Here is a 24,043-nt window from a genome sequence, read left to right as displayed (position 1 = left end):
AGCCAGTCTCAAAAGTGGATATTCGTCCAGGTGAGGTTGAGAAAAATCGGATTAAGGTGAGATTGGAACAGATCTTGGTCCAAAATAATTTCGTTATTTGTCTTTCCCTCAAGTCTATGACGTCTTCAATTCCGGAACGCTTGCTATTTGTCCAGCATGGCTGGGCTGATACCAATGGAGCCATGGCTCGCTTGGGGAGAAGGGTTGCCCCAGCCAATACTAAAATCATTGCCCCTAATTTGGGCTGGTGGCGGACTTGGCTGCGGCTTGAACCCCTGGTTCAAGATGTAGAGACGATCGCGACTCAAACGATCTCAGAGCATCCTCAACTCCCCATGCGTGTTGTGGGACATTCCATGGGGGGCTTGATTTGGTTAGAAGTCCTTTATCGCCATCCAGAATGGTGGCCTCGGGTAGAGTCGTTTGTTTTAGTCGGGTCTCCCGTGGGCGGTTCGGATGTCTGCCGAATGATGGATCCCTTAGAAGTAGGGCTAGGGATTGCCCGAGATTTAGGCAAGAATCGACGAAGTATTGCCAGTGCGATCGCAGCCCAAGTCCCGACCCTTTCCATTGCCAGCAATACCGATGGCGGTAGCGATGGCTTAATCATGCTGGGAGCCACCCAATTTGATTATGCTCACCACGTCGTCTTGCCTAATATTGTCCATAGTGCTCAGCGACATGACGAAGCGATAGATCAAGCCATACGAGAGTTTTGGCAATCGCCTCGTCAACCCCTTGCAGTCCAGCCTTCCCCTGAGCTAGAGATTATTCAACGGTTACAGGCTGTCCCTGGGATGACGGATGCCCACCGACGGGATTTTGAGAAGGCCAAAGTAGCCCTGAGCTTTGATTCTGGCTTAACCCTACGGTTATGGAAGAATCCTGCCCGAGTGGATCATGTCTTCCTCGCCTGCCCTCAAGGCCAGTGCCTATACAGTGGTTTTGTGGGCTGGATCCATGCTGGAGCATTGCGTCAAACCCTACGGGAAATTCAATCTGAGTTTGCAGGGAAAGTGACAGGCATGGCTTGAAACAGGAAAACTCTATGCCATTCATCACAAGTTCTAATCAAAGCCTAGGGGGATGTTACGCTAGAATTGCAATATATCTTAACAATCTGCAATAGCATAGGAGGTGGCTGATGGTAGCACTGGGCGATCGCAACATACAATCCGAAAACCGACTAACCACTCAGACCCTGGAAATTGGGGATGATACCACCGTGATGCGCTCCTTGGACTGGGATCGTGATCGCTTTGATATCGAGTTTGGGTTACAAAACGGCACTACCTACAACTCCTACCTAGTTAGAGGCGATAAAGTCGCCCTAATTGACACCTCCCATGAAAAATTCCACGATCTCTATCTCAGCTTGCTCCACGGCGAAATCGACCCCGCTGAGATTGACTACTTGATTATTAGCCATACCGAGCCTGACCATAGCGGCCTAGTTAAGGATGTCTTAGCCCTTGCTCCTAATATCACCGTTGTCGGGGCCAAAATTGCCATTAGCTTTTTAGAAAACCTGGTTCACCAGTCTTTCAACAGCCAGATTGCCAAAAATGGTGACCAAATTAACCTGGGCCAAGGTCATGTGTTGGAATTCCTCAACGCCCCTAATTTGCACTGGCCCGATACCATCTTCACTTACGACCACAAAACCCAAATTCTCTATACCTGTGACGCCTTTGGCTCTCACTTCTGCACCGACGATACCTTTGATAAAGACTTAGAAGCCCTCTCTCCTGACTATAGGTTTTACTATGAATGTCTGATGGGGCCAAATGCTCGCTCCGTTCTAGGGGCGATGAAGCGGATGGATAAGCTAGAGGGCATTAATACCATTGCCACGGGGCATGGTCCTCTGCTCCGACACAATGTTCAAGAGCTGACGGAACGCTATCGCACTTGGAGTAAGGCCAAAGCTAAGGCTGAGCAAACGGCTGCAGTCTTTTATCTGTCTGATTACGGCTACAGCGATCGCCTCTCCCAAGCCATTGCCCGGGGCATCTCCAAGACTGGGGTCGCCGTAGAGATGATGGACCTGAAAGTTGCCGATGTGCAAGAAGTTCAGGAACTGATCAACTACGTTTCTGCCTTTGTGGTGACGACACCTCCTGCCTCAGGCCGGTATGCGACTGCTGCCCAAACCGCTATTAGCCAGATGCTGGCTGCGGCTAAGAGTAAGCAAATTTTTGGTGTCTTCGAGTCCTACGGCGGTGACGATCAACCCATTGATCCTTTGTTAACTCGGTTTAAAGACACGGGCTTAAAGGAAGCTTTTGCGGCGATTCGGGTGAAAGATACTCCCACAGAAGCCATCTACCAAGCTTGCGAAGAATCAGGAACAGACCTGGGTCAGAAATTGACCCTGAAAGAAAACATCAAGAAGATCAAAGAAATTGACGGTGATTTAGAGAAAGCCCTAGGCCGTCTTAGCAGTGGACTATATATTCTCACGGCTCATAAAGGCGATTTAAACGGTGCGATGCTGGCTTCCTGGGTTGCCCAAGCTAGTTTCGAACCCCTAGGATTTACGGTAGCTGTGGCGAAAGATCGTGCCATTGAATCGCTAATGCAGGTGGGCGATACCTTTGTGTTGAATGTCTTAGAAGCGGACAATTATGCCAGCCTGATGAGTCGTTTCCTGAAGCGGTTCCCACCTGGAGCTGACCGATTTGCAGGGGTCAAAACGCGGACTGCTGAGAATGGATCTCCTATCTTGGCCGATGCCCTCTCTTATATGGAATGCAAAGTAGTGAGCCGGATGGAATGCAGTGACCACTGGCTGGTCTATAGCGAAGTAACCGTTGGTAAAGTCTCGAAGCCCGATAGTCTGACTGCCGTTCACCACCGTCAAGTGGGAACCTATTATTAAGGACTATTCCCCAGCAGTTGTGACACATCTTGAGGCTTAGCCCGTGCAACAGGTTGCCATTATCGGAGGTTGTGGAGCAGGGAAACTCCAGCCCCCTCAAGCTGTGCAGCAGTTTTTAGCTCAATTTCAATCTAGTTCATCCTCGCAGTTAGACGGATAGATTTATGACCCCTTCCACCCTCACTCCTCCCTCTCAGACCGCACCTGGTAAAGCTAGAGATGTTCAGGTCGTACCTATTGCACCTGGAACATTGGCGTTGCGATCGCGTAGTTGGAATCGCCTCCGATTTGAAATTGAATATGCCCTGGAACGGGGAACTACCGCCAATACCTACATCATCAAAGGCGATAAAACAGCCCTGATTGACCCTCCAGGAGGATCTTTTACAGAAATCTTTTTTCAACAGCTACAAGCCATCTCAGCCCAGTCTAGTAATGCTTTTAAACCGATTTTCGGTCGGCTGTGGGATCAGCTCCGGTGGGTAACCCAGCAGTCTGTTGATTTGGATAATTTTGACTTTGATTTACAAACGCTGGATTATTTGGTACTGGGTCATGTCAACGCCAACCGGGCTGAAACCCTGAAAGTACTCCTTGATAAAGCGCCCGATGTCACCATTGTTTGTTCCAATCCCGGTGCGGCTGCCCTTAAAGCTGCATTGCCAGACTACGAACTGAATCTCAAAATCGTTAGAAGTAGCGCTAGTGATAAAACTTTGGACCTAGGGCAAGGACACCGACTGCAATTTGTCCGGGCCTCTACCCCTCGCTATCCCGATAGCTTACTGACCTATGATGCGGCTACCCGCACCTTATTCTCTGATAAATTCTTTGGCATTCATCTTTGTAGCGAGGATGCTTTTGACCATAACACCACCCAACTGAGGGAAGATCGGCGCTATTACTTTGATTGTTTGAAAGCCCCCTATGCCCGCCAAGTGGAGGTGGTGCTCGATAAGCTAGCCCCGTTGGCGATTAGCACCTATGCCCCCAACCATGGCCCGATTGTTCGGTATGGTGTACAGGAGCTGACTCGGACCTACCGACAGTGGAGTGAGGAACAGCAAAAGAAAACCAGTTCAGTGGCGATTCTTTATGCATCTGCCTATGGTAATACTGCCACCATTGGTCAAGCCATTGCCCGCGGGATTACCAAAGCGGGTGTCGCTGTGCAAGTGATTAACTGTGAAACTGCTAGCCCCAAAGATATTCAGGCTGTTGCCGATAATTGTGAAGGCTTTATTATTGGTTCGCCTACCCTAGGAGGCCATGCCCCAACTCAAATTCAAACGGCTCTAGGTATCCTGTTGTCTACAGTCCCCAAAAGTAAGCCTACAGGTGTCTTCGGGTCTTTTGGTTGGAGTGGAGAAGCGATTGACCTACTAGAAGGCAAGCTGCGAGATGCAGGCTACAGCTTTGGTTTTGACTCGATTAAGGTGAAATTCAAGCCCACCGATGTCACCCTTAAAACCTGTGAAGAAGCGGGGACAGACTTTGCCCAAAAAATTAAGAAAGCGGTGAAAGCTAAGACCCGCAAGCAAGGCTCTGCTCAAGTGGCCACTCAGACCACGGCAACGGAACAGGCAGTAGGACGAATTGTCGGTTCCCTCTGTATCCTGACAGCTAAGCAAGGGGATGTTGAGAGTGGGATGTTGGCTTCATGGGTCTCTCAAGCCACCTTTAACCCTCCTGGCTTCACCGTTGCTGTAGCCAAGGAGCGAGCAGTAGAGTCATTACTCCATACTGAAAGTACCTTTGTCCTCAATATTCTTGGGGAAGATAACTATCAGCGGACAATGAAGCATTTCCTCAAGCCCTTTGGCCCTGGTGAAGATCGGTTTCAAGGCATTGAGACGGATACAGCTGCCAATGGCAGTCCGATTCTCAAAGACTCCATCTCTTACCTAGAGTGTGAAGTGGCCAACCGGATGGAATGTGGAGACCACTGGGTCATCTATGCCACCGTCAAGAATGGAGAGGTATTACGCTCTAACGTCAAAACGGCAGTGCATCACCGCAAAGCAGGTACTCGCTACTAAAATAACTGCTATTCAAGGGGTGCAGCTCTCATCACAATTTAAAAGAAGCTAAATCATCATTGGTTTGGCTTCTTTTTCCATTTTTAGAGGCGGCTTTAGGGCTGGCTCCTCCATTGACATCGGTGCCAATATTGACCTTCGTGATTAGATCTTTCCAAGAGACTTGGGTATTTTGCTCTAGTACCGCTAACAGATCGACAAAGGCCTTAATGGTATTGCGAGGGGTGCGGAAGTACGCTTCACCGATATAGTCCGAGCAATGGGCCATAAATGCCTGGATGCCCTGATCTGGAAGGCGAGACTTCTTCATATTGCCTTCGGCAAAGACCAGGCGAATTTTGCCCAGCAGCACGTATAGGTCTTCGGGACTCAGGTTTGCTAACCGTAAAACGGGTCCACTGTAATCCACAAGACCATTCCCCGCAAAACTATTTTCCGCCAATCTCGTCTGCAGGGCAGGATAGCTGTACAGGCCACGACGCGTATCCATCAAGAAATCGGGGGTGCCCCCAAACATAAATCCTAAATGACCGGCAGTGCCCTGCAAACAATCATTGAGGATTCGCAGAATTTGTTCGTAATTACTTTTGCGGGCCTGGGTATTTGAGAGTTTGTAGAGATTCACCAGCTCATCCAAGCAAATCATAAAGCCGTCATATCCAGCTAGCTTTACGAGTTGGGCAAAGAGCTTGAGCTGATCGTAGACGTTGGTGTCATCGACGATGGTTCTGACCCCTAATGCCGATCGAGCTTCGGTTTTGGTCGAAAATTCTCCTCGGAGCCAGCGGACTGCATTGGCTTTTAGGGCATCATCGCCACTATCATGGCCGCGCCAGTAGGCGGCAATCACTTCGGAAAAGTCGTACCCACCCACGAATTCGGAGAGATGGGCTAACCGCTCCCGGATAATATCTTCGGGATTGACTTTGCGATCGCGCCCCTCGGTCATCGCCGAGGTCACAAATCGTTCGACCACGCTGGGCAAGGCTCCGCCATCTGGTTTGGTTCGAGTGGAAAGATTGGCCATAAGCTCTGTATACAAAGACCGAGCTTGACCACTAGAGGCATGCAAGCGTCGATCTGGCGTCAGGTCCGCATGGGCTGTCACTAGCTTTTTCTCTAAGGCAATGGTGCGGGTTAAGTTGATAAAAAAGGTTTTCCCCGAGCCGTACTCACCAATAATGAAACGGATGGCTGCGCCGCCTTCGGCAATGCGTTCAATATCTCGCAGAATGGCTTTAATTTCTTCAGCCCGCCCCACTTGAATCAGATGCTGTCCTTTGCGGGGAACCACGCCCGCTTGCAGAGCCTGAATCACGGCATCCCGGTCTTTGGGTTTTATTTTGATGGCAGTGGCCATGCCCATCACTCCTGCAAACAGTTTGTACTCAAGTTGCTGGCTACCTCCCCTATTGCTCAAGACATAGCGCCAGCTTGGCAACAGTTTAGACTGAGGACCCCAGAATGCCAATGGTTGTCTTTGATTTGCTATGAATCAAGGGTTATTTCTCATTTGATCGAGCCTGCTGGGATGGCTTAGGTGCTGGCTTCCCCCACCTGCATCACCGATACCGACTCTCCAGCCTCCATTGCTGGATGATCAACAGGAATCATGACTAAACCGTTGGTTTGGGATAGATTCATTAAATTTCCAGAGCTATGACTTCCGCCAGCGAGGGTAAATTCATATTGGCCGTCGTTTAGGCTCAACTGCCCCCAGAGATAAATCTCTCTCCGTCCTCCCGCAGGTAAAGGGTGTAAAGTTCTAGCCTTTACAAAATGCGGTCGCCAACTGCCTGACTGACCGGACACTTTGCGGAGAGCAGGCTGCACAAATCGCCAAAAGCTGACCAACGCGGACACTGGATTTCCCGGTAGACCAAAATAGAGAACAGGCTGGTTTCCGCCTGTAGCAGGGAAAGTAGCAAAGGTCAGAGGTTTACCGGGTTTAACGGCCACAGACCGAATATAGATATCAGCATTTAACTCTGCTAGTACTTGGTCAACATAATCGTAATCTCCCACCGAGACTCCCCCAGAAGAAATAACGATATCGGCCTGAAGAATTGTAGATGCGATCGCAGCTTTCAAATCCTCCACTGTGTCCCCCACGGGGTCTATCAGCTGAACTTCGGCTCCCGTTGCCTGTACTAGAGCCGCCAAAGCATACCGATTGGAGTCAACAATTTGTCCGGCCTCCAATGGTTGATCCGGCGCAACCAGTTCATTACCCGTCGATAAAATCGCAACCACGGGTCGACGATAAACAGGAATTTCTGTGCACTGAACCGTTGCCAAAATGGCGATATCTGGGGGCGTTAAAGTCATGCCTTGCTTTAAAACTGGCGCTCCTGCTTGGTAATAGGCACCTCGCTTTCTGACAAAGGCTTGGGGTTGAGGGCATTGAAGGATATGAACCTGGTCACCTTGCCGAAGGGTATTCTCCTGCATCACCACTGTATCTGCCCCCTGAGGCACCATAGCCCCCGTAAAGATGCGGGCCGCTTGTCCAGGGGCTAAGGAGAGACTGGGACACGTCCCGGCGGGTATTTCCGTCACCACATCGAGGATAGCTGGAGTATCAGGCCCACAAGCTTGGACATCTACATAGCGCACTGCATACCCATCCATCGCCGAATTATCCCAATAGGGAAAATCCAATGTACTGGAAATATCTGTGGCCAGAATGCGCTGTTGCGCGTTGAGGAGAGTAGAGATTTCTTGATCTGCGAGGGGTTGAGCCGTTTTGAGGATAAGAGACTCTGCTTGGTCAACTGAGAGCATGAGATACCTTTGGGCGCAATGACGATAGGGGAGCGGTTTCTGTGGTTGCCCCTACAAGTTAGGCTGACCCACCTTTATTTTGCAAAAAATAATAGTATTTTCTGTTACATCCCTCTAAGGGCTCATCGGTTGATTGGGGCTTACTTTGACTGGTTTTGCAGCGTTGCACTAACCGTAAGATCCTGTCATTGCCTCGTCATCAACGGTCCATCTTGTGCAAAGATTAATAGAGATTGTTCTGCACTCTCTCTAGAGATTTGCAAGCAGTTGATGCCCCTGTTTAGAGTAATCGGCTAAGTTATGCAAGTAGGCGATCAAGTCCGCGTCAAAGAATCAGTCATTATTTACCATCATCCTGAACATCGAAATAACCCCTTCGACATTAAGGGGACTGAAGGCGAGCTGATTCAAGTCATTAAGGACTGGCAAGGGCGGGAAGTGAGCGCCAATTATCCCTATCTCGTTAAGTTCAGTAAGAAGCTTCGCATTCATTTGGGCGAGCATGAAATAGAGTCTGTCTAGCGTCTAGTCTGAATCTATCCCCGAACACCAAACGATTCTCCGAAGAGAATGGCGAATGCTGTTAGCCCACCAATGCTTGTAAGGTGGCTAAGAGATTGGATTCATCGTAAGGTTTTGTCAGATAAGCGTTAGCACCCAAGGTTGTTGCTAATTGTCGGTGCTGGTCACTATTACATGTACTGAGCATCACCACTGGTAGGTTCATTATGGCTGGCTGACGGCACCGATATTCTAGAAACTCAAACCCATTCATATTGGGCATTTCTACATCACAAATAATCAGCTGAATATCTGCCCGCTCTACCTGTTCGATGGCTAATTGACCATCAGCCGCCTCAAGGACGTCGTAACCAGCGGATTGCAGCGCCGTGCTGACCATCATGCGTACCATTTTGGAATCGTCAACTACGAGTATTGTGGTTTGCGATCGCGTTTTCTTCGGAACTTTGGGAGGGCGTTTGGGCTTTGGACTGACAGACACTGCTGGACTCGATAGCCTTACTGCCTTGGGCATTGGCAGGGGACTTAAATTCAACATTTCATTGAGCAGGGCGGCAATATCAACCACTCCGTACTGCTCCGACTCCAAGGCCGTCTCGCCAGAAAAATAAGGACAATGGATCTGTCCTTCCGGAATTTGCAGAACCAGCTCTGACTCCGTCACTAAGCGGGTGATTTCAACTTCTAAGGCCAGGGTTTGGCCCCCTTGATGAATAATGATCAAGGGAGAACTGCCAAATACCGTCGCACTATTGGCTCCACGTCCAGGTAAGACCGCAGCGGTGAGTCGGGGCCAATGAGACTCCCCTCGATTGAGCAGATGCCCCAATGGATGAATCGGGATAAACTGCTGCTGCCAACTTAAACAACGCTGATGCTCATTGCCCATTAACTGTTCAGCCCTGGGAATGAGGATTTCTGCCACCGCCTCGGATGGAATCGTAAAGAGCAGCCTTTCTTGCTGCCAGACAAACAGCTGAGTGGCATTTAAAATCACTTCATCTGACGCTGATAATGACTCAGCAGTGGGAATTTCGGCAGCCATGGGAGACATGGCCGTGGGACTCGATGGAAGATCCAGCTTCTTCGAGCTTTGTGGGTGATGGTCAGCATTCTGCGAACCTGAGTCAGCCTGCAATGCTTGTAAAGCCGTTTTATGGGCGGCTCGAAAGCCAGCCAAAGATAATTGACCAATCGAAATCGCAGATTGGGGATTGCTGTCCAACATGTCTAAGGTCGATTGAGCAATCGTGGTCAATTCATTGAGCTCTAAAACTTCTCCCCAACCCAATAATGCTTCTGTCAAGGCTTTTAACTCGGCCGCCAGGTCAAATACCTGGGGATTAACCAAGACCTGCTGCAGCTGATCCAAAATTTCCGCGACATCAGAGATCAAGATTAAAGAGGTAACATCACTCCCCCCTGCGGGCAGCATTAAATTACCATTGGTGGCTAACTCATCTTCTGCGACGTCTAAAGCAATAGACCCATGGGAAGCAGACTCTCGTTCTGAAGAAGCATCGAGGTTTGAAGACATATCTAAGACAGGTGGACCAGAGATATAAGCCTCTAAAGCGGTTTGCATCTCTTTATAAGCTTGCCTCAACTGATATGCATCCTCTGGTGTCGTTCCCAAGGGATCTTGCTGTAAATTCAGCATTAAGCTCGAAAAGGCTTGGACCTGATGGGCTAACTGAGTGAGATTGAGGGATTGGGCTCCCTCATATAAGATCTGCGTCATCTCCAGTAAAAAATCAATGGATGTTTTACTCGGAATTTGCAGAACCTCTTGTAAGGTCGTATCAATCTGCAGTAAAAGTTCTAATGCTTCTTGAAAAAACAGTTGATAAGCAGGATCGCGCAGCGGCGTCTCATTAGCCATGTCTGGCTTCCTTGTATAGGTCATGAACTGATTGGCAGATTAGAGGGGAGAGTCCCAACATAAATAAGATGGGACTGAAGACAAGACAAAGCAAAGGATGGAACGTTATCAGAGTCATGAACTAGGCCGAAAAGGAATCTTCCGAGTGGAGGTCGTTATTGACCGTAGCCATGAGCTGATGAACCGCTTCTGCAATTTGGGAAGATTGTGTTGTTGCACTGAGGGTAGTGTTTGCAAGATGATCCAATGTTTTGTGACCTAACACCGATAATTCCACTTGATTTGTAGTGACTTCAGCAATTTGCTGCACGAGATCCAAGACCCGTTGATTTAAGCTATTTAATTCAGCCAACTTGATTTGGGTGCTGCCTAAGGTTTGGGTGTCTACCGCAATCGCGTTTTTCCCACTAGCCATCTCCTGACCCACAGATTGAGTGGTGGTTTGGATATGGCTGACTAAGGGTTTGACATCCGTCAGGGTTGCGTCTAGTTGTCGAGACAAGCCATGAACCTTTTCGGCGATCTCAGCAAAAGATTGGCCTGCAGCACCCGATCGAGCCGCTTCTAGGGCTGCATTCATTGCCTGCAGCTGGACTTGAGACACCACATGCCCCATTAAATCGATCAGCTCACCGAGTTGTTGGGTGGGTTGCTGTAAGGGATGGACCGACTGGTCAACGGTTTCTACCAATTTGGATAGAGACTGTAAATGGTCCACGGTATGGGTCATCCCAGTTTGACTTTCTTGTGTGGCAATCTGCACTTGTTCCTGGGTTTGGGTAATCTCATTGAGGATGACGTGAATTTGATCAGCTGCTTCAGCAATCTCATGCATCTGATCTTGGGTATTGGTGATCGCCATGTTGGCATCTGTGCCAAATAATTCCACCACGCTATTGCTTTCTAAGGAAAGCTGTGAAATTCTCTGCTGTAGCATTTCATAGTCTTGAGCTGCCTGCTGAGTGTGGGCCATCGCGTTGTTATTGGCTTGATCGACTTGAACGAGAAGTCGGGCATGGTCAAGGGCAAATCCAACTTGGGAGGCGACTTGGGCAAAGAGGTTAATTTCTGACTCTTGCCATACTCGGGGTTGGGTACATTGATGGGCAATCAATAAGCCAAATAACTTCTCCTCTCGCAGAATTGGCACCACTAGGTTGGCTTTGACTTGAAAGGGCTCTAACTGAGCCAGATGGCATTTGGTTAAACCTGCCTCGTGGACGTTATTGATGGCTTGAATCCGGCCTGCGCGATACTTCTCCACATAGTTTTCGGCAAAACAGGGATCTTTAATTTCTGCCCATAATGCTTTAGCAATGCCTGGGATAGCGGATTCAGCAATCACCGTGCCATACCAATCTTCATCAAATCCATAGACGATAACCCGATCGGCCTTGATGATTTTGCGGGCTTCTTCAACGGTGGTGTTGAGAACATCATCTTCATTGAGGGAGGCGCGAATTTTGTTGGTGATGTACTTGAGCATCTGTAACTGCTCAATTTCTGAATCTTGCTGGGCCAGTAAGGCCGGGATATAACCTTCGATACTGCGAATATTATGTTCTAGCTGGCTTAAAATATCTGTCTCAGCTGTCTCTGGTTTCACCATGCCCGGCCGAATTTGCTGGAGCATTTCATCAGAGACTTGAATTGCTTTCAGTATGGGAGTCGTGGCTCGATGGGCTAACCAAGCTGCGATCGCACCGGCAAGAATAGCTGTAATGCCCGTTCCTATTAATAGGGAAGGGAGTTGCTGCTGAATAGAGCGTTCGGTTGCCTGGAGATCTGGATTGCCAGCTTGCCGCTCCTGAGTCATTTGTTGCTGAACTAATTGCCCACTAAAGTAGGTGACGGTTCCGACTGCAAGAACTGGCAACATACTGACAGCCAAGGCTAGAGACATGGCTTTAGCTTTAAACGGAACCTCTTTATTCTTCTCAGGGCCGGGGGATTCAGCCCAGCTAGAAGATTGGGTTGATGTTGTTGAAGTTGAATGTTCGGACTGTGAACTCTGAGCCGTTACCCCACTGGTGATCTCTTCCACACCCTCACCAACGGTAGTTTCTGTTTGCGTATCCCACGGGTCAGCTTTAGGCTCTGCAGCGTCTAAGTCCTGCATGGGAGGGATAGAGACAGCTGATGGTGATGAATCTTGATTGCCAGAAAGATCATCCTGGCCAGCCGTATCGATGTCTAAAGGAGTAGAAGAATGTGTCATCACAAAATAGCCTCATTCATATGTAAGCCAAGAATTAACCGTTAGAGGAAACGTCCCAAAATTTGGATTTCAAGGGTTTATTTAATTCACAAGGTAGAAACAGTTTATAAAACAAAGAGTAAGATGTGTTGTGGAATTTTACCTTGTAGTGATTTTCCAATGTTCAGAGATAATATGCAACGAAGAGATACCCATTGTAAAAATGCCACCCTTGAACCAACCCCAAGTTGGACTATCTTTCATAGGTAAATAACAGTTCTAAGAAGCGAGTAATCGATCCTTGAATGAATCAATTTTTATGTTAGAGAGGTAATCGCTCAAGGTATTTAGGGTCTAGATTCTGCAGAATTCATTCATCAACTGATGATGCCAGACGATGCAGAAGGGTCACAAATCCTAAGCGCCACCATCCACAAACCCCCCGGTCAACCCCTTGACGATTAAGGGGATCAGCAAAACAAGCCGGTAGGTGACCGATCGGTGCACTGAGGGTGAATTTTAAGTTGGCATAGTCCTGCCATTGCTCCTCGCTAAACCAACCGACTTGCTTCCCAAAGGTTTGCCAAACGGCATAATCTAACTTTAGAGAACCACCGAGTCGTTGGTAGATTTGTCTTTGAGCTGAAAATCCAAAGTGCCCGCCACTATACTCTGTCCACAAAGAATCTAAAGTTTTTAGATCCTGGAGAGGAAAATTCTGAACCACCTGAATATTGAGGGTCTCTTGTGTGGTCATACCCGCAATTTTTAGCATCAGATTCCAAGTTTCTTGGTCAGCCGCCGCGAAATTTTGCTGGGTTAATAAGTCTTTTAAATGGGTGTAATTTGCCCCTACATCGCTTTTTAGGTAAGGGATTGATGCCGAGGTCGTCATTTTGGGTTGAAGGGGAGACGACAGGGTCTGAAGACTAGGGGAAGGGGTAGATGAAAGGTTGGCGTTGGGACTGAGGGCTTGCCATACTTCGGTGGCTGACTGATACCGCTGTTGAATGTCTGGATGGAGAAGATTATCAAAGATTTGCGTTAATTCAGGGCTAACATTGACCTTGAGGCGATGCCAGACTTGGTGCCGTTGCTGCGCATTGGCGAAAGGGTCTGAGTCTTCTTGGGCCAGATAGCCTGTCAGGAGGCGTATAGCGGTTACCGCCAAGCTATGTAAGTCGCTGGCTGCTTCGACTTGGCCCTTGAGTTGTTCTGGGGATGCATAGCCAGGTGTTCCAGTGACAGGGCGGAACGAGCCTTCCAATTGTAAGGACCCCCCAAAGTCAATTAATACAAGGGATCCGTTCTCTTGACGAAGAATGTTACCAGGTTTGATATCTCGGTGGACAACTTGTCGTTCATGAATAAATTGCAAGATCGGCAGCAATTCTGTAAACAGTTGCTGGATCTGTTGTTCGCTAAAGGGGCCTTTTTCGATGGCTTCTTGAAATAGATCTTGCCCTTCAATAAATTCTTGGATGAGATATAGTTGTCCGTCCTGTTCTAGGAATGCCAATAACGAAGGGATTTGAGGATGATTGCCCAGTTCTTTTAATATCGATGCTTCTTGGCGAAAAAGAGCGATTGATTTTTCGACCCGGCTTGGATCAAGTTGAGGAGGAATGAACTGCTTGATCACGCATGGGGACTGCAAACGGTGCTCATCTACTGCCGAAAAGGTATTTGAAAACCCCCCTGTTCCCAGGGAGTGAAGAGCACGATAGTGCCCGCCTAGGAGTAGAGACCAACCACATTGTTGACATGTTGTACTATCACTGGCATTAGAGTGCAAGCACTCAGGATTAAGACACTGAGACATTTCCCAAGGAATAACAGTATGTTTTTCAAACGGCCCATCACAAGAGCTTTGGAGAAGACAACAGTGATGGTACCAGGTCACAGGACAGGGAAACTGGCCTCAAGTCTAAGGGGGGAGACAAGATAATATTCGTATCTCGTGAGGTTTCGCTATCAATCGACGGCACAGAATAGTCTGGTGAAGTTGTTCAGTCCTGATCGAGGGAGTCCCGCAGGGCTGAGGTAGAAAGCTTAAATAAATCTTAATGCTCCCTGGCCATTTACTTCTGTTTATTCTGGCAGTTGTAGTATTTTATCCCTTATTGATAATAAAAATAGGGATAGTGAGAGTGCCTGATGTTCCTTTGGCTTTCCCCCATCCTTGATATCGAATATTCGGATAATGCTAGCATGGCCAACTTCCAGGCATGTTGTGTTGAGCAATCGCGATTGAAGTTGGCCACACAACATTTAGACTTCGGCTTTGAGACCACTATGGCGTAGCAACGCTTCTGTGCTGGGTTCTCGCCCTCGAAAGGATTTGAAGACCTCCATGGGATGTTGACTGCCGCCTAATGCTAAAACGGTGTCGCGAAAGCGGCGGCCCGTCTCTCGAATGGCGGCGTCATTTTCGAGGCCAGCTTCTTCAAAGGCAGAAAAAGCGTCGGCACTGAGCACTTCGGCCCATTTGTAGCTGTAATATCCTGCAGAATATCCTCCGGCAAAAATGTGACCAAAGGAACAGAGGAAAGAATCTTCAGGGAGAGGAGGCAGGACAGTGGTGGTTTTGGCGATGCGATCGCGCACCTGTTTCACTTGCTCAGAACCACCAGGCTCATAGTTATGATGCAATTCCATATCCACCATGCCAAAGTGGAGCTGCCGCAGCATGGCACTACCGCTCATATAGGTGCGAGCCGCTAATAGCTTCTGGTAATACTCTTCTGGCAATGACTCCCCTGTCTCATAATGCTTGGCCATCCCCATTAGAGTTTGGCGGTCGTAGCACCAATTTTCCATAAACTGGCTGGGCAGTTCGACGGCATCCCATTCCACATTGTTGATGCCTGCCGCCCCGGCATAATCTACCTGGGTGAGCATATGCTGCAACCCATGGCCGAACTCATGGAAGAGGGTTTCCACCTCTCGGAAGGTCATTAAACTGGGTTTACCATCTACTGGGGGAGTTTGATTGCAAATGAGGTAGGCGACGGGTAAACGAGTCTTGACCGTATCGCCCCGACGGAACTGGGCACGACCCAAACATTCATCCATCCAGGCCCCGCCCCGCTTCTCTGCAGGTCGAGAGTAGGGATCCAAGTAGAAGTGGGCGATCGGCTCTCCCTGTTCATTGGCCACTTGAAAATAGCGCACATCGTCCTGCCAAACCGGCGCTTGACCATCGGCGGCGGTCACCGTCACTCCAAAGAGGCGATTGATCAGATTAAACAAGCCGTCTAAGACTTGGGGCAGGGGGAAATAGGGGCGCAGTTGTTCATCGGTAATATCAAACTTGGCTTCCCGCTGGCGTTCGGCCCAGAAACTGACATCCCAATGTTTTAGATCGCTATTTTCCTCAGATCCTTGTTCCTGGGCAAAGGTTTTCAGGGTGTCGAGTTCTGCAGTGGCTTGATCGAAACTGGCTTGTCGAAGCTGCTCCTGTAAGGTTTCAACGGCAGACACCGTGGGGGCCATTTTGCTGGCGAGACTCGCTTCCGCATAGGTCTCGAAGCCGAGCAGCTTGGCTTCTTCTTTCCGCAGCTCCAGAATCCGGTCAATAATGTCGGTGTTATCAAATTCCCCTTCAGAGGCCCGACTAATATAGGCGCGATAGAGCTTTTCTCGTAAGTCACGGCGCTGGCTATGTTGCATAAAAGGGCCAAAACAGGGAATATCGAGGGTCATCAACCAGGGACCATGTTCGGGTGTTGAGTCTTTCTCCCCTACGGCTCGGGCTGCCTGGGCTGCCAGGCTTAATAAACTCGGCGGCAGGCCTGCGACTTCCTTGGGATTGGTCAACAAGATATTAAAGGCCTTTGTTGCATCCAAGACATGATTAGAGAACTGAGTCGAGAGATTCGCTAGCTCTAGCTGAATTTGATTGAACCGCTTTTTTGCTTCTCCAGTGAGACCCACTCCTGACAGCTCTGCATCCCGAATGGCACTCTCCACGATGCGTTTCTGAGCGGGATCAAGCTGAGACCAGTCTGGACTCTGTTGAAGCTGTTTATAGGCATCGTAAATGGGGCGACTCTGACTCAAGCGATTAATAAATTCCACCACCTTAGGTTGGCCTGCTTCATAGGCTTCCCGTAATTCTGGCGAATTCTTGACTCCCATCAAATGCCCGATAATCCCCCAGCTCCAGCTCAAGCGGTCTCCAAGCTGTTCTAAAGGCTCCACCAAGCCCGTCCAAGTAGGTTGGACCTCTGCTTCCAGGGTTTTTAAGTCCTGTTCTAGCTCAGTTAATAACTGGGTAATGGCAGGCAGCACGTGCTCCGCCTCAATTTGGTCAAAAGGGGGTAAGCCTTCACAGAGGAGGAGGGGATTATCCTGGGCGGCGATGGGGGTGTCGTTGCTCATAATGTTCTGTATGTTTGATCAAAAAGTCTAGGTCAATCCCATAGTTACTCATGAGAAATGGAGCTACATCGATGGAGCAGTCCATTTCTACATTGTAGGGAACTGGGTTAAGTCTGCGGGGTGGGATTACCGTCTATGGTTTGGTCCAATAAATCTAGACCTTCTTCGACGCTATTGATCCGACAGAGGCGATCTCGTAATTCAGCTGCACCAACAAACCCCTTCACATACCAAGTCATATGCTTACGGGCTTGATGAATCCCTTTGATGCCTTTGTACTCCCATAACCCTTGCAAATGCTCCCGCGCACATTGCAAACGCTCAATAATGGTGGGCGGGGCCTTTTGCTGTCCGGTTTTTAAGAAATAATCAATTTCTCCTACCAAATAGGGATACCCGAGTGTTCCACGTGAACACATCACCCCATCTGCCCCGGTCATTTCCAAACAGGCCATCGCCGATTCCACGGAGACAATATCGCCGTTGGCAATCACTGGAATCGACAGTTTCTCTTTAACTTGCTTTATCCAATGCCACTGAGCGGGTCCGTTATAGCCTTGGGCTCGGGTGCGTCCATGCACCGTAATCATTTTTGCCCCCGCATCCTGCATCCGTTGGGCAAACTCCAGGATGTTAATTTCGTCCTCTTTCCAGCCAATACGAGTCTTGACTGTCACGGGCACTTTAACTGCTGACACCACTGCTCGAACGATGGCTTCAGCCGTTTCTGGATCTCGTAGTAGCGAAGAACCGCCCCCTTTTTTGGTGATCTTATTGACGGGACAGCCCATGTTTAAATCAATGGTGTCTGCCCCTTCCTGAACGGCCATTTGGGCCGCTTCCGCTAGAAAATGGGGACGGCAATCAAACAGCTGTACGCTGATCGGCTGCTCATCCAAATCCACATCCATGACTTTGGAGAGTTCACGGGCATGACAGACCTGGCTAGCATGAACCATTTCAGTGTAGAGCATCGATTCAGGCGCGTATCGTCGTACCAAGCGGCGAAAGACCAAATCTGTGACACCCGACAAGGGTGACTGTAGAACCCGACTATTCACCGCAAAGGGGCCGATCTCAAGGGGCGTAGATAGTTCACTCCTGAGTTTGGCTGGGTTAATGGAAGGCGCAGACATTATGAAGACTGGGAAGATTATCTAAGATGTAGTGGGCAAAAATACCCGTTGTGCTGCATTTCTATTGGGTTTGCCCTCCAGCAAAGGTAAAGAGGAATCTGATGGGTCGGGGAGAAATGCGATCGCACATCGGCATCCTCACCATCAATACACCCTTCAACTGGACTCCAGCTACCCCAATACTCATAGCTTGGGCAATGCCTAAAATTGACGCAAGAAGCGCAAATCGCTAGTGTACAAACGCCGAATATCGTCAATCTGGTGAAGGACCATCGCAAATCGCTCCACCCCGAAGCCTGCGGCGAACCCAGTATAGACTTCAGGATCATAGCCCACGTTTTTGAGGACATTGGGATCAACCATGCCGCACCCCAAGACCTCAAGCCATCGGCCTTTCCACTGCACATCCACCTCAGCAGAGGGTTCAGTAAAGGGGAAATAACTCGCTCGAAATCGGATGGGTACATCCCCAAACATTTGTTCAATAAAGACTTTAATCGTGCCTTTGAGATCCGTAAAGGTCAGCCCCTTATCCACTGCTAAAATCTCAATCTGATGGAATACGGCAGCATGGGTAGCGTCTTCTGTATCCCGACGGTAACAGCGCCCAGGGGCTGCGATCCGAATGGGTGGTTCATGGTCTTCCATGTAATGAATCTGAACCGCAGAAGTATGGGTGCGGAGCAGATTGCCATCCGGGAGATAAAAGGTATCTTGCATATCCCGCGCTGGGTGATCGGGCGGGGTATTCAGGGCTTCAAAGTTGTAGTAGTCCGTTTCCATCTCGGGACCTTGGGCAATGGTGTACCCTAGGCCCACAAAAATATCCAACGCTTTATCGATCGTGCTATTCAGGGGATGAATATGCCCTTGAGGAATATAAGTTCCAGGCATGGTCACATCTAAGGTCTCTGCTGCCAGTTGAGCCGCAATCGCCGCCTGGTTTAGATCCGATTTTTTCTGTTCTAGCCCCTGCTGAAGCGCCTCCTTGACCTGATTGGCTAATCCCCCAATCTTGGGCCGTTCAGATGCATCCAGCTTGCCCATACCCTTAAGGATCTGAGACAACTGGCCTTTTTTACCCAAATAGCTCACCCGCAGTGTTTCTAAGGCATCTAGGGTATCAGCAGAGGTTATAGCTGCAACAGCCTCTGTTTGAAGCTGTTGCAACTGAGTTTCCAGATCACTGGTCATGACGTTTCGTTGAATATAGAATTGCTGATCCGCATTGGGATCAGCATGGATGAAAGATTCAGGAAAGCAGTACCCACAAGGAGGAAGTAATTAGGCTTCTTCCTTCTCAGCTTCAGCTACCAATGCAGGTGTCATATCTTCACCCACACCCGCACCTAAAGCAGCCGCAGGAGATTTACGCGCAGCGGCCTCCAGATAGACACCAGTGTGAATGGGGGGGACCACTTTCATCTGATGGGTTGTGCTGTAATAGCGATGGGTCTGCATCAAATTGCCCCGCTCACGCACATCCTCATTGGCGATCTTTTTGCGTAGCTTAACAATGGCATCCATCACTGCTTCAGGACGAGGCGGGCAGCCAGGCAAATAGACATCAACAGGAATAAGCTTGTCGACCCCGCGGACAGCAGTGGTAGAGTCGCTGCTGAACATACCGCCTGTGATGGTACAAGCACCCATCGCAATCACATATTTCGGATCTGGCATTTGTTCATAGAGTCGCACCAGTGCAGGTGCCATTTTCATCGTCACTGTCCCAGCCGTAATGATTAAGTCAGCTTGTCGGGGGCTAGAACGGGGCACCAAACCAAAGCGATCAAAATCGAATCGAGAGCCAATCATGGCTGCGATTTCAATAAAGCAGCAAGCAGTTCCATACATTAAGGGCCAAAGGCTAGAGAGTCTTGCCCAATCGTAGAGATCACTCACGGAAGACAAAATCACATTCTCAGACAGCTCTTGAGGGATCTGAGATTGAGAAATTGGATTAATTATCTGTTGGTCCTGCATTGCAGAAAGGGCCCTCAATGTTTGCTAATTTAATGAACTGAAATGCTTGCAGCTAATTACTGAACAGCATCTGGGAGGATATCAAATAGTGCGAAGAATAATTCTTTTGCAGACTTCCCCGTCTATTAATGTAACAACAGTTTTGCGTTAGTTTCTACAAATTTCATGGAGAACCTGACTGCTACCGCGGTTATCAACCATGGTAGATGAAGAAATCCCCCGAACTCATTTAGCACTCAGGGATGACAGGGTTAGACAAGGTGTAAAAACATTTAGCGGCTCTCTGATATCAAAGAGCCGCTAAATGTTTTTGTAAATACCCCCAAGGGAATTCGAATCCCTGTCGCCTCCGTGAAAGGGAGGTGTCCTAGGCCTCTAGACGATGGGGGCCTGTACGCTTTTTTGACGATTTCTAACCTAGCGAAACTCTGAGCTTCTGTCAACGTTTAGTCTGACAGTTGTGTTTTTCTAAAGTCAACTTGAAATAGAGAGCTAGTGTAGAGTGCCACAACGCGAGTCGCATTTTTCAAGCACTGCCTGACAAATCAGTCATAAAGTTACTACTTCAACTATTCGTTAACGAAGTAACGAAATACCTTTAACTTAATATTACTTTACACTTTGGCTCTACGGCTCTAGAGTCATCGCCTCGAAAAGTGTGGAACCTCTGAGAATAGGTGAAAATCGCCTATCCCTTGAGTGACGAAACCCTAAAGCGGAAATTGATCGGTCAGAAAACTGACGAAAAACTGGAAACCACAGACAGCAAGAGGCGAGGTCTGATAGTATTTTTGATATTAAGTTTGATAATAAAGTTACGGTGGCACCGATAACAGAGGAGGAAATTATTTAACAATGCAAACTTATGGACAAACCGACGTTGAGTACGGCTGGTGGTCTGGAAACTCCCGCTTTTCTGACTACAGCGGCCAGTTCTTAGCTGCCCATAACGGCCAAATTGCCTCCATGTGCTTTTGGGCCGGTTCTTTTACCCTATTTGAAGTATCCCGTTTTAACCCCGACTTACCCGTTTATCAACAAAATTTAGTTTGTATTCCCCAGCTAGCTCGTGCCGGATGGGGGGTTGCAGCTGGTGGTGCTGTTGTTGATACCTACCCCTATTTTGCGATCGCAATGATTCACCTTGTTGCTGCTGCAATTTTAGGTGCTGGTGCTCTCTATGGCGTTACCAAAGGCCCTAAGGTCCTTGCTGATAGCGAATTTTCTGGCGCTCAAAGATTTCATTTCGAGTGGGATGATTTTGAAACTCAAGGTCGTATCCTTGGGCATCACCTTCTGTTCTTAGGTGCTGCTTGCTTGTTATTCGCAACTTGGGCTTGTACTCATGGCGTTTACGATCCAGTAGCTGGTGAAGTCCGGGCCATCTCTCCTAGTCTGAACTTAGTTAGATTTTTTAAGTACGGCTGGGCTACTCCTGGATTCAATCCTTACTTTGTCAACAATCTAGAAGATGTAATTGGTGGACATTTCTTTGTTTCCTCCCTCTATATCGCTGGTGGTATTTGGCATATTCTTGTAAAGCCTTGGCCTTACACCGATAAGATTTTTGTAAAATCTGGTGAAGCTCTACTAGCCTATGCTCTTGCTGGACTAGCTTTTGCAGGATTTAATGCAGCCTATTTCTGCTCCGTCAACGACGTTGTATTTCCCGTTGAGCTTTTTGGTCCAGTACTAGAAGCCAAGCTAAACGTTACTCCCTATTTTGCAGAAACCTTAGATGCATCTGATGGTGGTCACACCACACGTTTTTGGATCTCTAACTTCCATTACTATTGGGCTTTCTATTGTCTTCAGGGGCATCTCTTCCATGCGTTGCGTTCTTATGGATTTGACTTCCGTCGTATCCCCCGTGCCCTGGCTAGCCTAACTCCTCAGGCAAACTAAGTTGATCTGCTAGTAGGCGTTAACTTTTCGTTTGTCTCGGCTTTAGGGTGACAGCTCATGGACTGAGATGATAGTCCAATCCGCTGTCACCCTAAATGTTTCAGCTATTTCTGAGCTTGGTATCCGTCTAACACAAGCTTTAGATCGTTTAGTTCTTGCTACAACTGCTTACTACACATATCTGTTGTATCCACGGGCAATCCTAACTGTCCTGGAGAACACCTAAACTAATTCTTAAACCTTTAACTAAGACAAGAGGAAAACAGTTGTGACCGCATCTGTACGAGGAAGAAGAGGCGGCAAGGTAGCCGTCCAAACTGATTTACCGACATCCGTATTAAGCAACTTTGAGAACGAATGGTGGGCCGGCAACGTTCGGATGACCGACCTATCCGGTATGCTTCTGGGTGCTCACCTATGCCATGCCGCCTTAATGAGCGTCGTTCCAGGCGCGTTTATTGTTCAAGAAGTAGCCCGTTATCAGCCGGGAGTCTCCCTGCCAGATCAAGGGATGATCTTCATGCCCCACCTAGCCGCTCTTGGTGTTGGTGTAGGTGCTGGAGGTGAGATCGTCGACACCTACCCCTTCTTCGTAATTGGGGTTCTTCACTTTTTCATCGCAGCCGTATGTTGTGCAGCCGGTTTATTCCACACTTTCCGTGGTGAAACTGACCTGAACGATGCTCCTGATGACAGTTATGCAGCCGCCTTCCGGTATGAGTGGGATGACTTTGAGAGCCTATCCACCATTGTGGGTCACCACCTCGTCTTCATCAGCGTGGCCTGTTTGATCTTTGCCGTCAACGCCACCTATGGCACCGGCATGTATGACATCAACACAGACACCGTGCATCAAATCAGCCCTAACTTGAATCCAATTACCTTGATTGGTTACCTCTTTGGATTCACCCCTGACGGCTGGAGTGGTGCAGGTATGGCAGCCGTTAACAACATGGAAGACGTGATTGGCGGTCACTTCCTCATTGGTGTGATTGACCTATTAGGCGCAGCATTCCATATTCTCTATCGCAAGCCTACCCCATTGTTTACCAAGCATCCCGTCTTTTCACCTGCCAACGGTGGCTGGTCCAACGTCGGTATGCTCAATAGCGAACTCATCCTATCTTGGAGTGTTGCTTCCGTAGGCTTCATGGGAATCAGCTCCTCCCTATTCATTCGCTACTGTGACGTCGCCTATCCTCCTGTATTCCATGGCGTAGATCGGACAGGTGCTGCAACCTTGCAGCTCATCCTGGGTCTAGTCTGGATGTTAGGCGGTGGTCTTTGGCATGGTCTTCGTGGAGAGAGACTCTACGCAGCCAATAAATAAAGCCCCCTGACGCACTGGTCAAAGTACCAACAGACCATAAGGTCAGTCATCAAGGGCAAGCAGGATATCCTGCTTGCCCTTTTGCATGAAGAGGCTTTATAGAAAGGAAAAAACCGTGCAGAAGTGGCAACAAAGCCCCATAAAATAGAACTCGATAGAAAATAACGATATAGGTCATCTTTATCCCGTGAAAATATTCGTTTACCATACCCCCGAAGAGATTCCCAATAATCGTCTCCCTGGCTGTGCCGTAGTCATCGACGTATTGCGTGCCAGCAGCACCATCGCAGCGGCCATCAATGCAGGTGCATCAGCCGTCCAAGTTTTTAGTGATATTGAACCATTATTAGAAGCCAGCGAAACAGTAGAGGAAGACAAACGGATTCGGGCAGGTGAACGCGGCGGCCGGAAAGTCAAAGCCTGTGAATTTGGGAACTCCCCCTTAGCCTTTACCCCCGAGAACACCGAAGGCCGTCGATTATTTTTGAGTACAACCAATGGGACCCGCTGTTCCGAGAGCGTTCGGAACGCCTCCAAAGTGATCATGGCCTCCTTGACCAACCGTCAAGCCGTCGTGAACTATCTCGCTACCAAACGTCCTGGGACCGTTTGGCTCGTGGGTTCCGGTTGGGAAGGCAGCTATTCCCTAGAAGATACCGTCTGTGCCGGTGCAATTATTGATGGCATCTTAGCCGTAGGCAAGACCCCCCTCAGCAAACTAGCAGGGAACGACGAAGCCATTGCTGCCGTTTCCTTATTTCGTCAGTGGCAAGACCAGTTACTCGAATTATTGACCAGCGCCAGTCATGGTCAGCGGTTATTAAAGATGCGAGGTAAAGCCGACGTCGCTTATTGCTCCCAGCTAGACGTATTGGATACCTTACCGATTCAAAAAGGATTAGGTATCTTTGTTCAACGCAAGCCAGGCGTCATTGAGAAGACCTGTGAGTTCTTAGGCCGCCTAGTGGGTCGCAAGCCCGTCAACATTCCAGCCGTCGCTA

At 48.8% G+C, this 24,043-nt stretch carries 16 protein-coding genes, 1 tRNA gene and 1 pseudogene; 8 read left to right on the top strand and 10 right to left on the bottom strand.

The window, feature by feature from the left end:
- The first annotated feature begins 116 nt into the window (after positions 1–116).
- The 3 genes from AM1_RS06160 (at position 117) to AM1_RS06150 (ending at position 4,920) form a co-directional block, all read left to right on the top strand.
- Entirely contained in the window at positions 117–1,034 is a 918-nt protein-coding gene (locus AM1_RS06160) for a serine aminopeptidase domain-containing protein (RefSeq protein ID WP_041660794.1), read from the top strand.
- Positions 1,035–1,144: 110 nt separating this feature from the next.
- Complete coding sequence (locus AM1_RS06155; protein WP_012161949.1) at positions 1,145–2,881, top strand: diflavin flavoprotein; 1,737 nt, start codon at positions 1,145–1,147, stop codon at positions 2,879–2,881.
- Positions 2,882–3,045: 164 nt separating this feature from the next.
- Positions 3,046–4,920 carry a diflavin flavoprotein gene (locus tag AM1_RS06150; protein WP_012161947.1) on the top strand — a complete coding sequence of 625 codons (1,875 nt, stop codon included), beginning with the start codon at positions 3,046–3,048 and terminating at the stop codon, positions 4,918–4,920.
- A gap of 31 nt (positions 4,921–4,951) precedes the next feature.
- On the opposite strand, the gene AM1_RS06145 is transcribed toward AM1_RS06150, so the two are convergent.
- Entirely contained in the window at positions 4,952–6,280 is a 1,329-nt protein-coding gene (locus AM1_RS06145; RefSeq protein ID WP_012161946.1) for an ATP-binding protein, read from the bottom strand.
- A 176-nt stretch (positions 6,281–6,456) separates the two neighbouring features.
- Complete coding sequence (locus AM1_RS06140) at positions 6,457–7,704, bottom strand: molybdopterin molybdotransferase MoeA (protein ID WP_012161944.1); 1,248 nt, start codon at positions 7,702–7,704, stop codon at positions 6,457–6,459.
- 300 nt (positions 7,705–8,004) lie between these two features.
- Here AM1_RS06140 and AM1_RS06135 point away from each other — a divergent pair, with 300 nt between their 5' ends.
- Positions 8,005–8,226, top strand: a complete 222-nt coding sequence (locus AM1_RS06135) for a ferredoxin-thioredoxin reductase variable chain (protein ID WP_012161943.1) — start codon at positions 8,005–8,007, stop codon at positions 8,224–8,226.
- 61 nt (positions 8,227–8,287) lie between these two features.
- On the opposite strand, the gene AM1_RS06130 is transcribed toward AM1_RS06135, so the two are convergent.
- The 5 genes from AM1_RS06130 to dusB form a co-directional block, all read right to left on the bottom strand.
- A complete protein-coding gene (locus AM1_RS06130) occupies positions 8,288–10,108 on the bottom strand; it encodes an ATP-binding response regulator (RefSeq protein ID WP_012161942.1) in 1,821 nt (606 codons plus the stop codon).
- Positions 10,109–10,229: 121 nt separating this feature from the next.
- Positions 10,230–12,326: a GAF domain-containing protein gene (locus tag AM1_RS06125; protein ID WP_041659269.1), complete on the bottom strand. Its 2,097-nt coding sequence runs from the start codon at positions 12,324–12,326 to the stop codon at positions 10,230–10,232.
- 349 nt (positions 12,327–12,675) lie between these two features.
- Complete coding sequence (locus tag AM1_RS06120) at positions 12,676–14,127, bottom strand: serine/threonine-protein kinase (RefSeq protein WP_012161940.1); 1,452 nt, start codon at positions 14,125–14,127, stop codon at positions 12,676–12,678.
- Between the two features lie 449 nt (positions 14,128–14,576).
- On the bottom strand, positions 14,577–16,688 hold the full coding sequence (locus AM1_RS06115) for a M3 family metallopeptidase (protein ID WP_012161939.1): 2,112 nt from the start codon (positions 16,686–16,688) through the stop codon (positions 14,577–14,579).
- Between the two features lie 107 nt (positions 16,689–16,795).
- Positions 16,796–17,824: a tRNA dihydrouridine synthase DusB gene (dusB, locus tag AM1_RS06110; RefSeq protein WP_012161937.1), complete on the bottom strand. Its 1,029-nt coding sequence runs from the start codon at positions 17,822–17,824 to the stop codon at positions 16,796–16,798.
- Positions 17,825–17,855: 31 nt separating this feature from the next.
- Between dusB and AM1_RS42050 the strand changes: the two genes are divergently transcribed.
- Complete coding sequence (locus tag AM1_RS42050; protein WP_012161936.1) at positions 17,856–18,029, top strand: hypothetical protein; 174 nt, start codon at positions 17,856–17,858, stop codon at positions 18,027–18,029.
- Here AM1_RS42050 and pheS read toward each other — a convergent pair.
- From pheS to AM1_RS06095, 3 genes are all read right to left on the bottom strand, one after another.
- A complete protein-coding gene (pheS, locus tag AM1_RS06105; RefSeq protein ID WP_012161935.1) occupies positions 18,026–19,018 on the bottom strand; it encodes a phenylalanine--tRNA ligase subunit alpha in 993 nt (330 codons plus the stop codon). The two genes, AM1_RS42050 and pheS, sit on opposite strands and share 4 nt — an antisense overlap.
- Before the next feature lie 90 nt (positions 19,019–19,108).
- On the bottom strand, positions 19,109–19,807 hold the full coding sequence (locus AM1_RS06100) for an NADH dehydrogenase subunit K (RefSeq protein WP_010476380.1): 699 nt from the start codon (positions 19,805–19,807) through the stop codon (positions 19,109–19,111).
- 317 nt (positions 19,808–20,124) lie between these two features.
- A tRNA-Glu gene (locus AM1_RS06095) sits at positions 20,125–20,197 on the bottom strand.
- A gap of 465 nt (positions 20,198–20,662) precedes the next feature.
- On the opposite strand from AM1_RS06095, the gene AM1_RS06090 reads away from it, so the two are divergent.
- The 3 genes and pseudogenes from AM1_RS06090 to AM1_RS43075 all read left to right on the top strand — a co-directional run.
- A complete protein-coding gene (locus tag AM1_RS06090) occupies positions 20,663–21,712 on the top strand; it encodes a chlorophyll a/b binding light-harvesting protein (protein WP_012161934.1) in 1,050 nt (349 codons plus the stop codon).
- A 268-nt stretch (positions 21,713–21,980) separates the two neighbouring features.
- Positions 21,981–23,042, top strand: coding sequence for a high light inducible protein (locus AM1_RS06085; RefSeq protein ID WP_012161933.1), 1,062 nt, complete (start codon positions 21,981–21,983; stop codon positions 23,040–23,042).
- Between the two features lie 187 nt (positions 23,043–23,229).
- A pseudogene (locus tag AM1_RS43075) lies at positions 23,230–23,952 on the top strand (2-phosphosulfolactate phosphatase family protein); the annotation flags it as partial.
- Between the last annotated feature and the right edge of the window lie 91 nt (positions 23,953–24,043).

Source organism: Acaryochloris marina MBIC11017 (assembly GCF_000018105.1).
Lineage (GTDB): Bacteria > Cyanobacteriota > Cyanobacteriia > Thermosynechococcales > Thermosynechococcaceae > Acaryochloris > Acaryochloris marina.
The sequence above is the reverse complement of the archived record's forward strand: the minus strand, read 5'-3'. Positions and strand labels throughout refer to the sequence as shown.

Excerpts from the sequence above, each read along its gene's own strand:
- AM1_RS06125 (WP_041659269.1), bottom strand. The coding sequence starts at position 12,326 with ATGACACATTCTTCTACTCCTTTAGACATCGATACGGCTGGCCAGGAT.
- AM1_RS06160 (WP_041660794.1), top strand. The coding sequence starts at position 117 with ATGACGTCTTCAATTCCGGAACGCTTGCTATTTGTCCAGCATGGCTGG.
- dusB (WP_012161937.1), bottom strand. The coding sequence starts at position 17,824 with ATGTCTGCGCCTTCCATTAACCCAGCCAAACTCAGGAGTGAACTATCT.
- pheS (WP_012161935.1), bottom strand. The coding sequence starts at position 19,018 with ATGACCAGTGATCTGGAAACTCAGTTGCAACAGCTTCAAACAGAGGCT.
- AM1_RS06115 (WP_012161939.1), bottom strand. The coding sequence starts at position 16,688 with ATGAGCAACGACACCCCCATCGCCGCCCAGGATAATCCCCTCCTCCTC.
- AM1_RS06100 (WP_010476380.1), bottom strand. The coding sequence starts at position 19,807 with ATGCAGGACCAACAGATAATTAATCCAATTTCTCAATCTCAGATCCCT.
- AM1_RS06130 (WP_012161942.1), bottom strand. The coding sequence starts at position 10,108 with ATGGCTAATGAGACGCCGCTGCGCGATCCTGCTTATCAACTGTTTTTT.
- AM1_RS06120 (WP_012161940.1), bottom strand. The coding sequence starts at position 14,127 with ATGTCTCAGTGTCTTAATCCTGAGTGCTTGCACTCTAATGCCAGTGAT.
- AM1_RS06135 (WP_012161943.1), top strand. The coding sequence starts at position 8,005 with ATGCAAGTAGGCGATCAAGTCCGCGTCAAAGAATCAGTCATTATTTAC.
- AM1_RS06090 (WP_012161934.1), top strand. The coding sequence starts at position 20,663 with ATGCAAACTTATGGACAAACCGACGTTGAGTACGGCTGGTGGTCTGGA.
- AM1_RS06155 (WP_012161949.1), top strand. The coding sequence starts at position 1,145 with ATGGTAGCACTGGGCGATCGCAACATACAATCCGAAAACCGACTAACC.
- AM1_RS06150 (WP_012161947.1), top strand. The coding sequence starts at position 3,046 with ATGACCCCTTCCACCCTCACTCCTCCCTCTCAGACCGCACCTGGTAAA.
- AM1_RS06145 (WP_012161946.1), bottom strand. The coding sequence starts at position 6,280 with ATGGCCACTGCCATCAAAATAAAACCCAAAGACCGGGATGCCGTGATT.
- AM1_RS06140 (WP_012161944.1), bottom strand. The coding sequence starts at position 7,704 with ATGCTCTCAGTTGACCAAGCAGAGTCTCTTATCCTCAAAACGGCTCAA.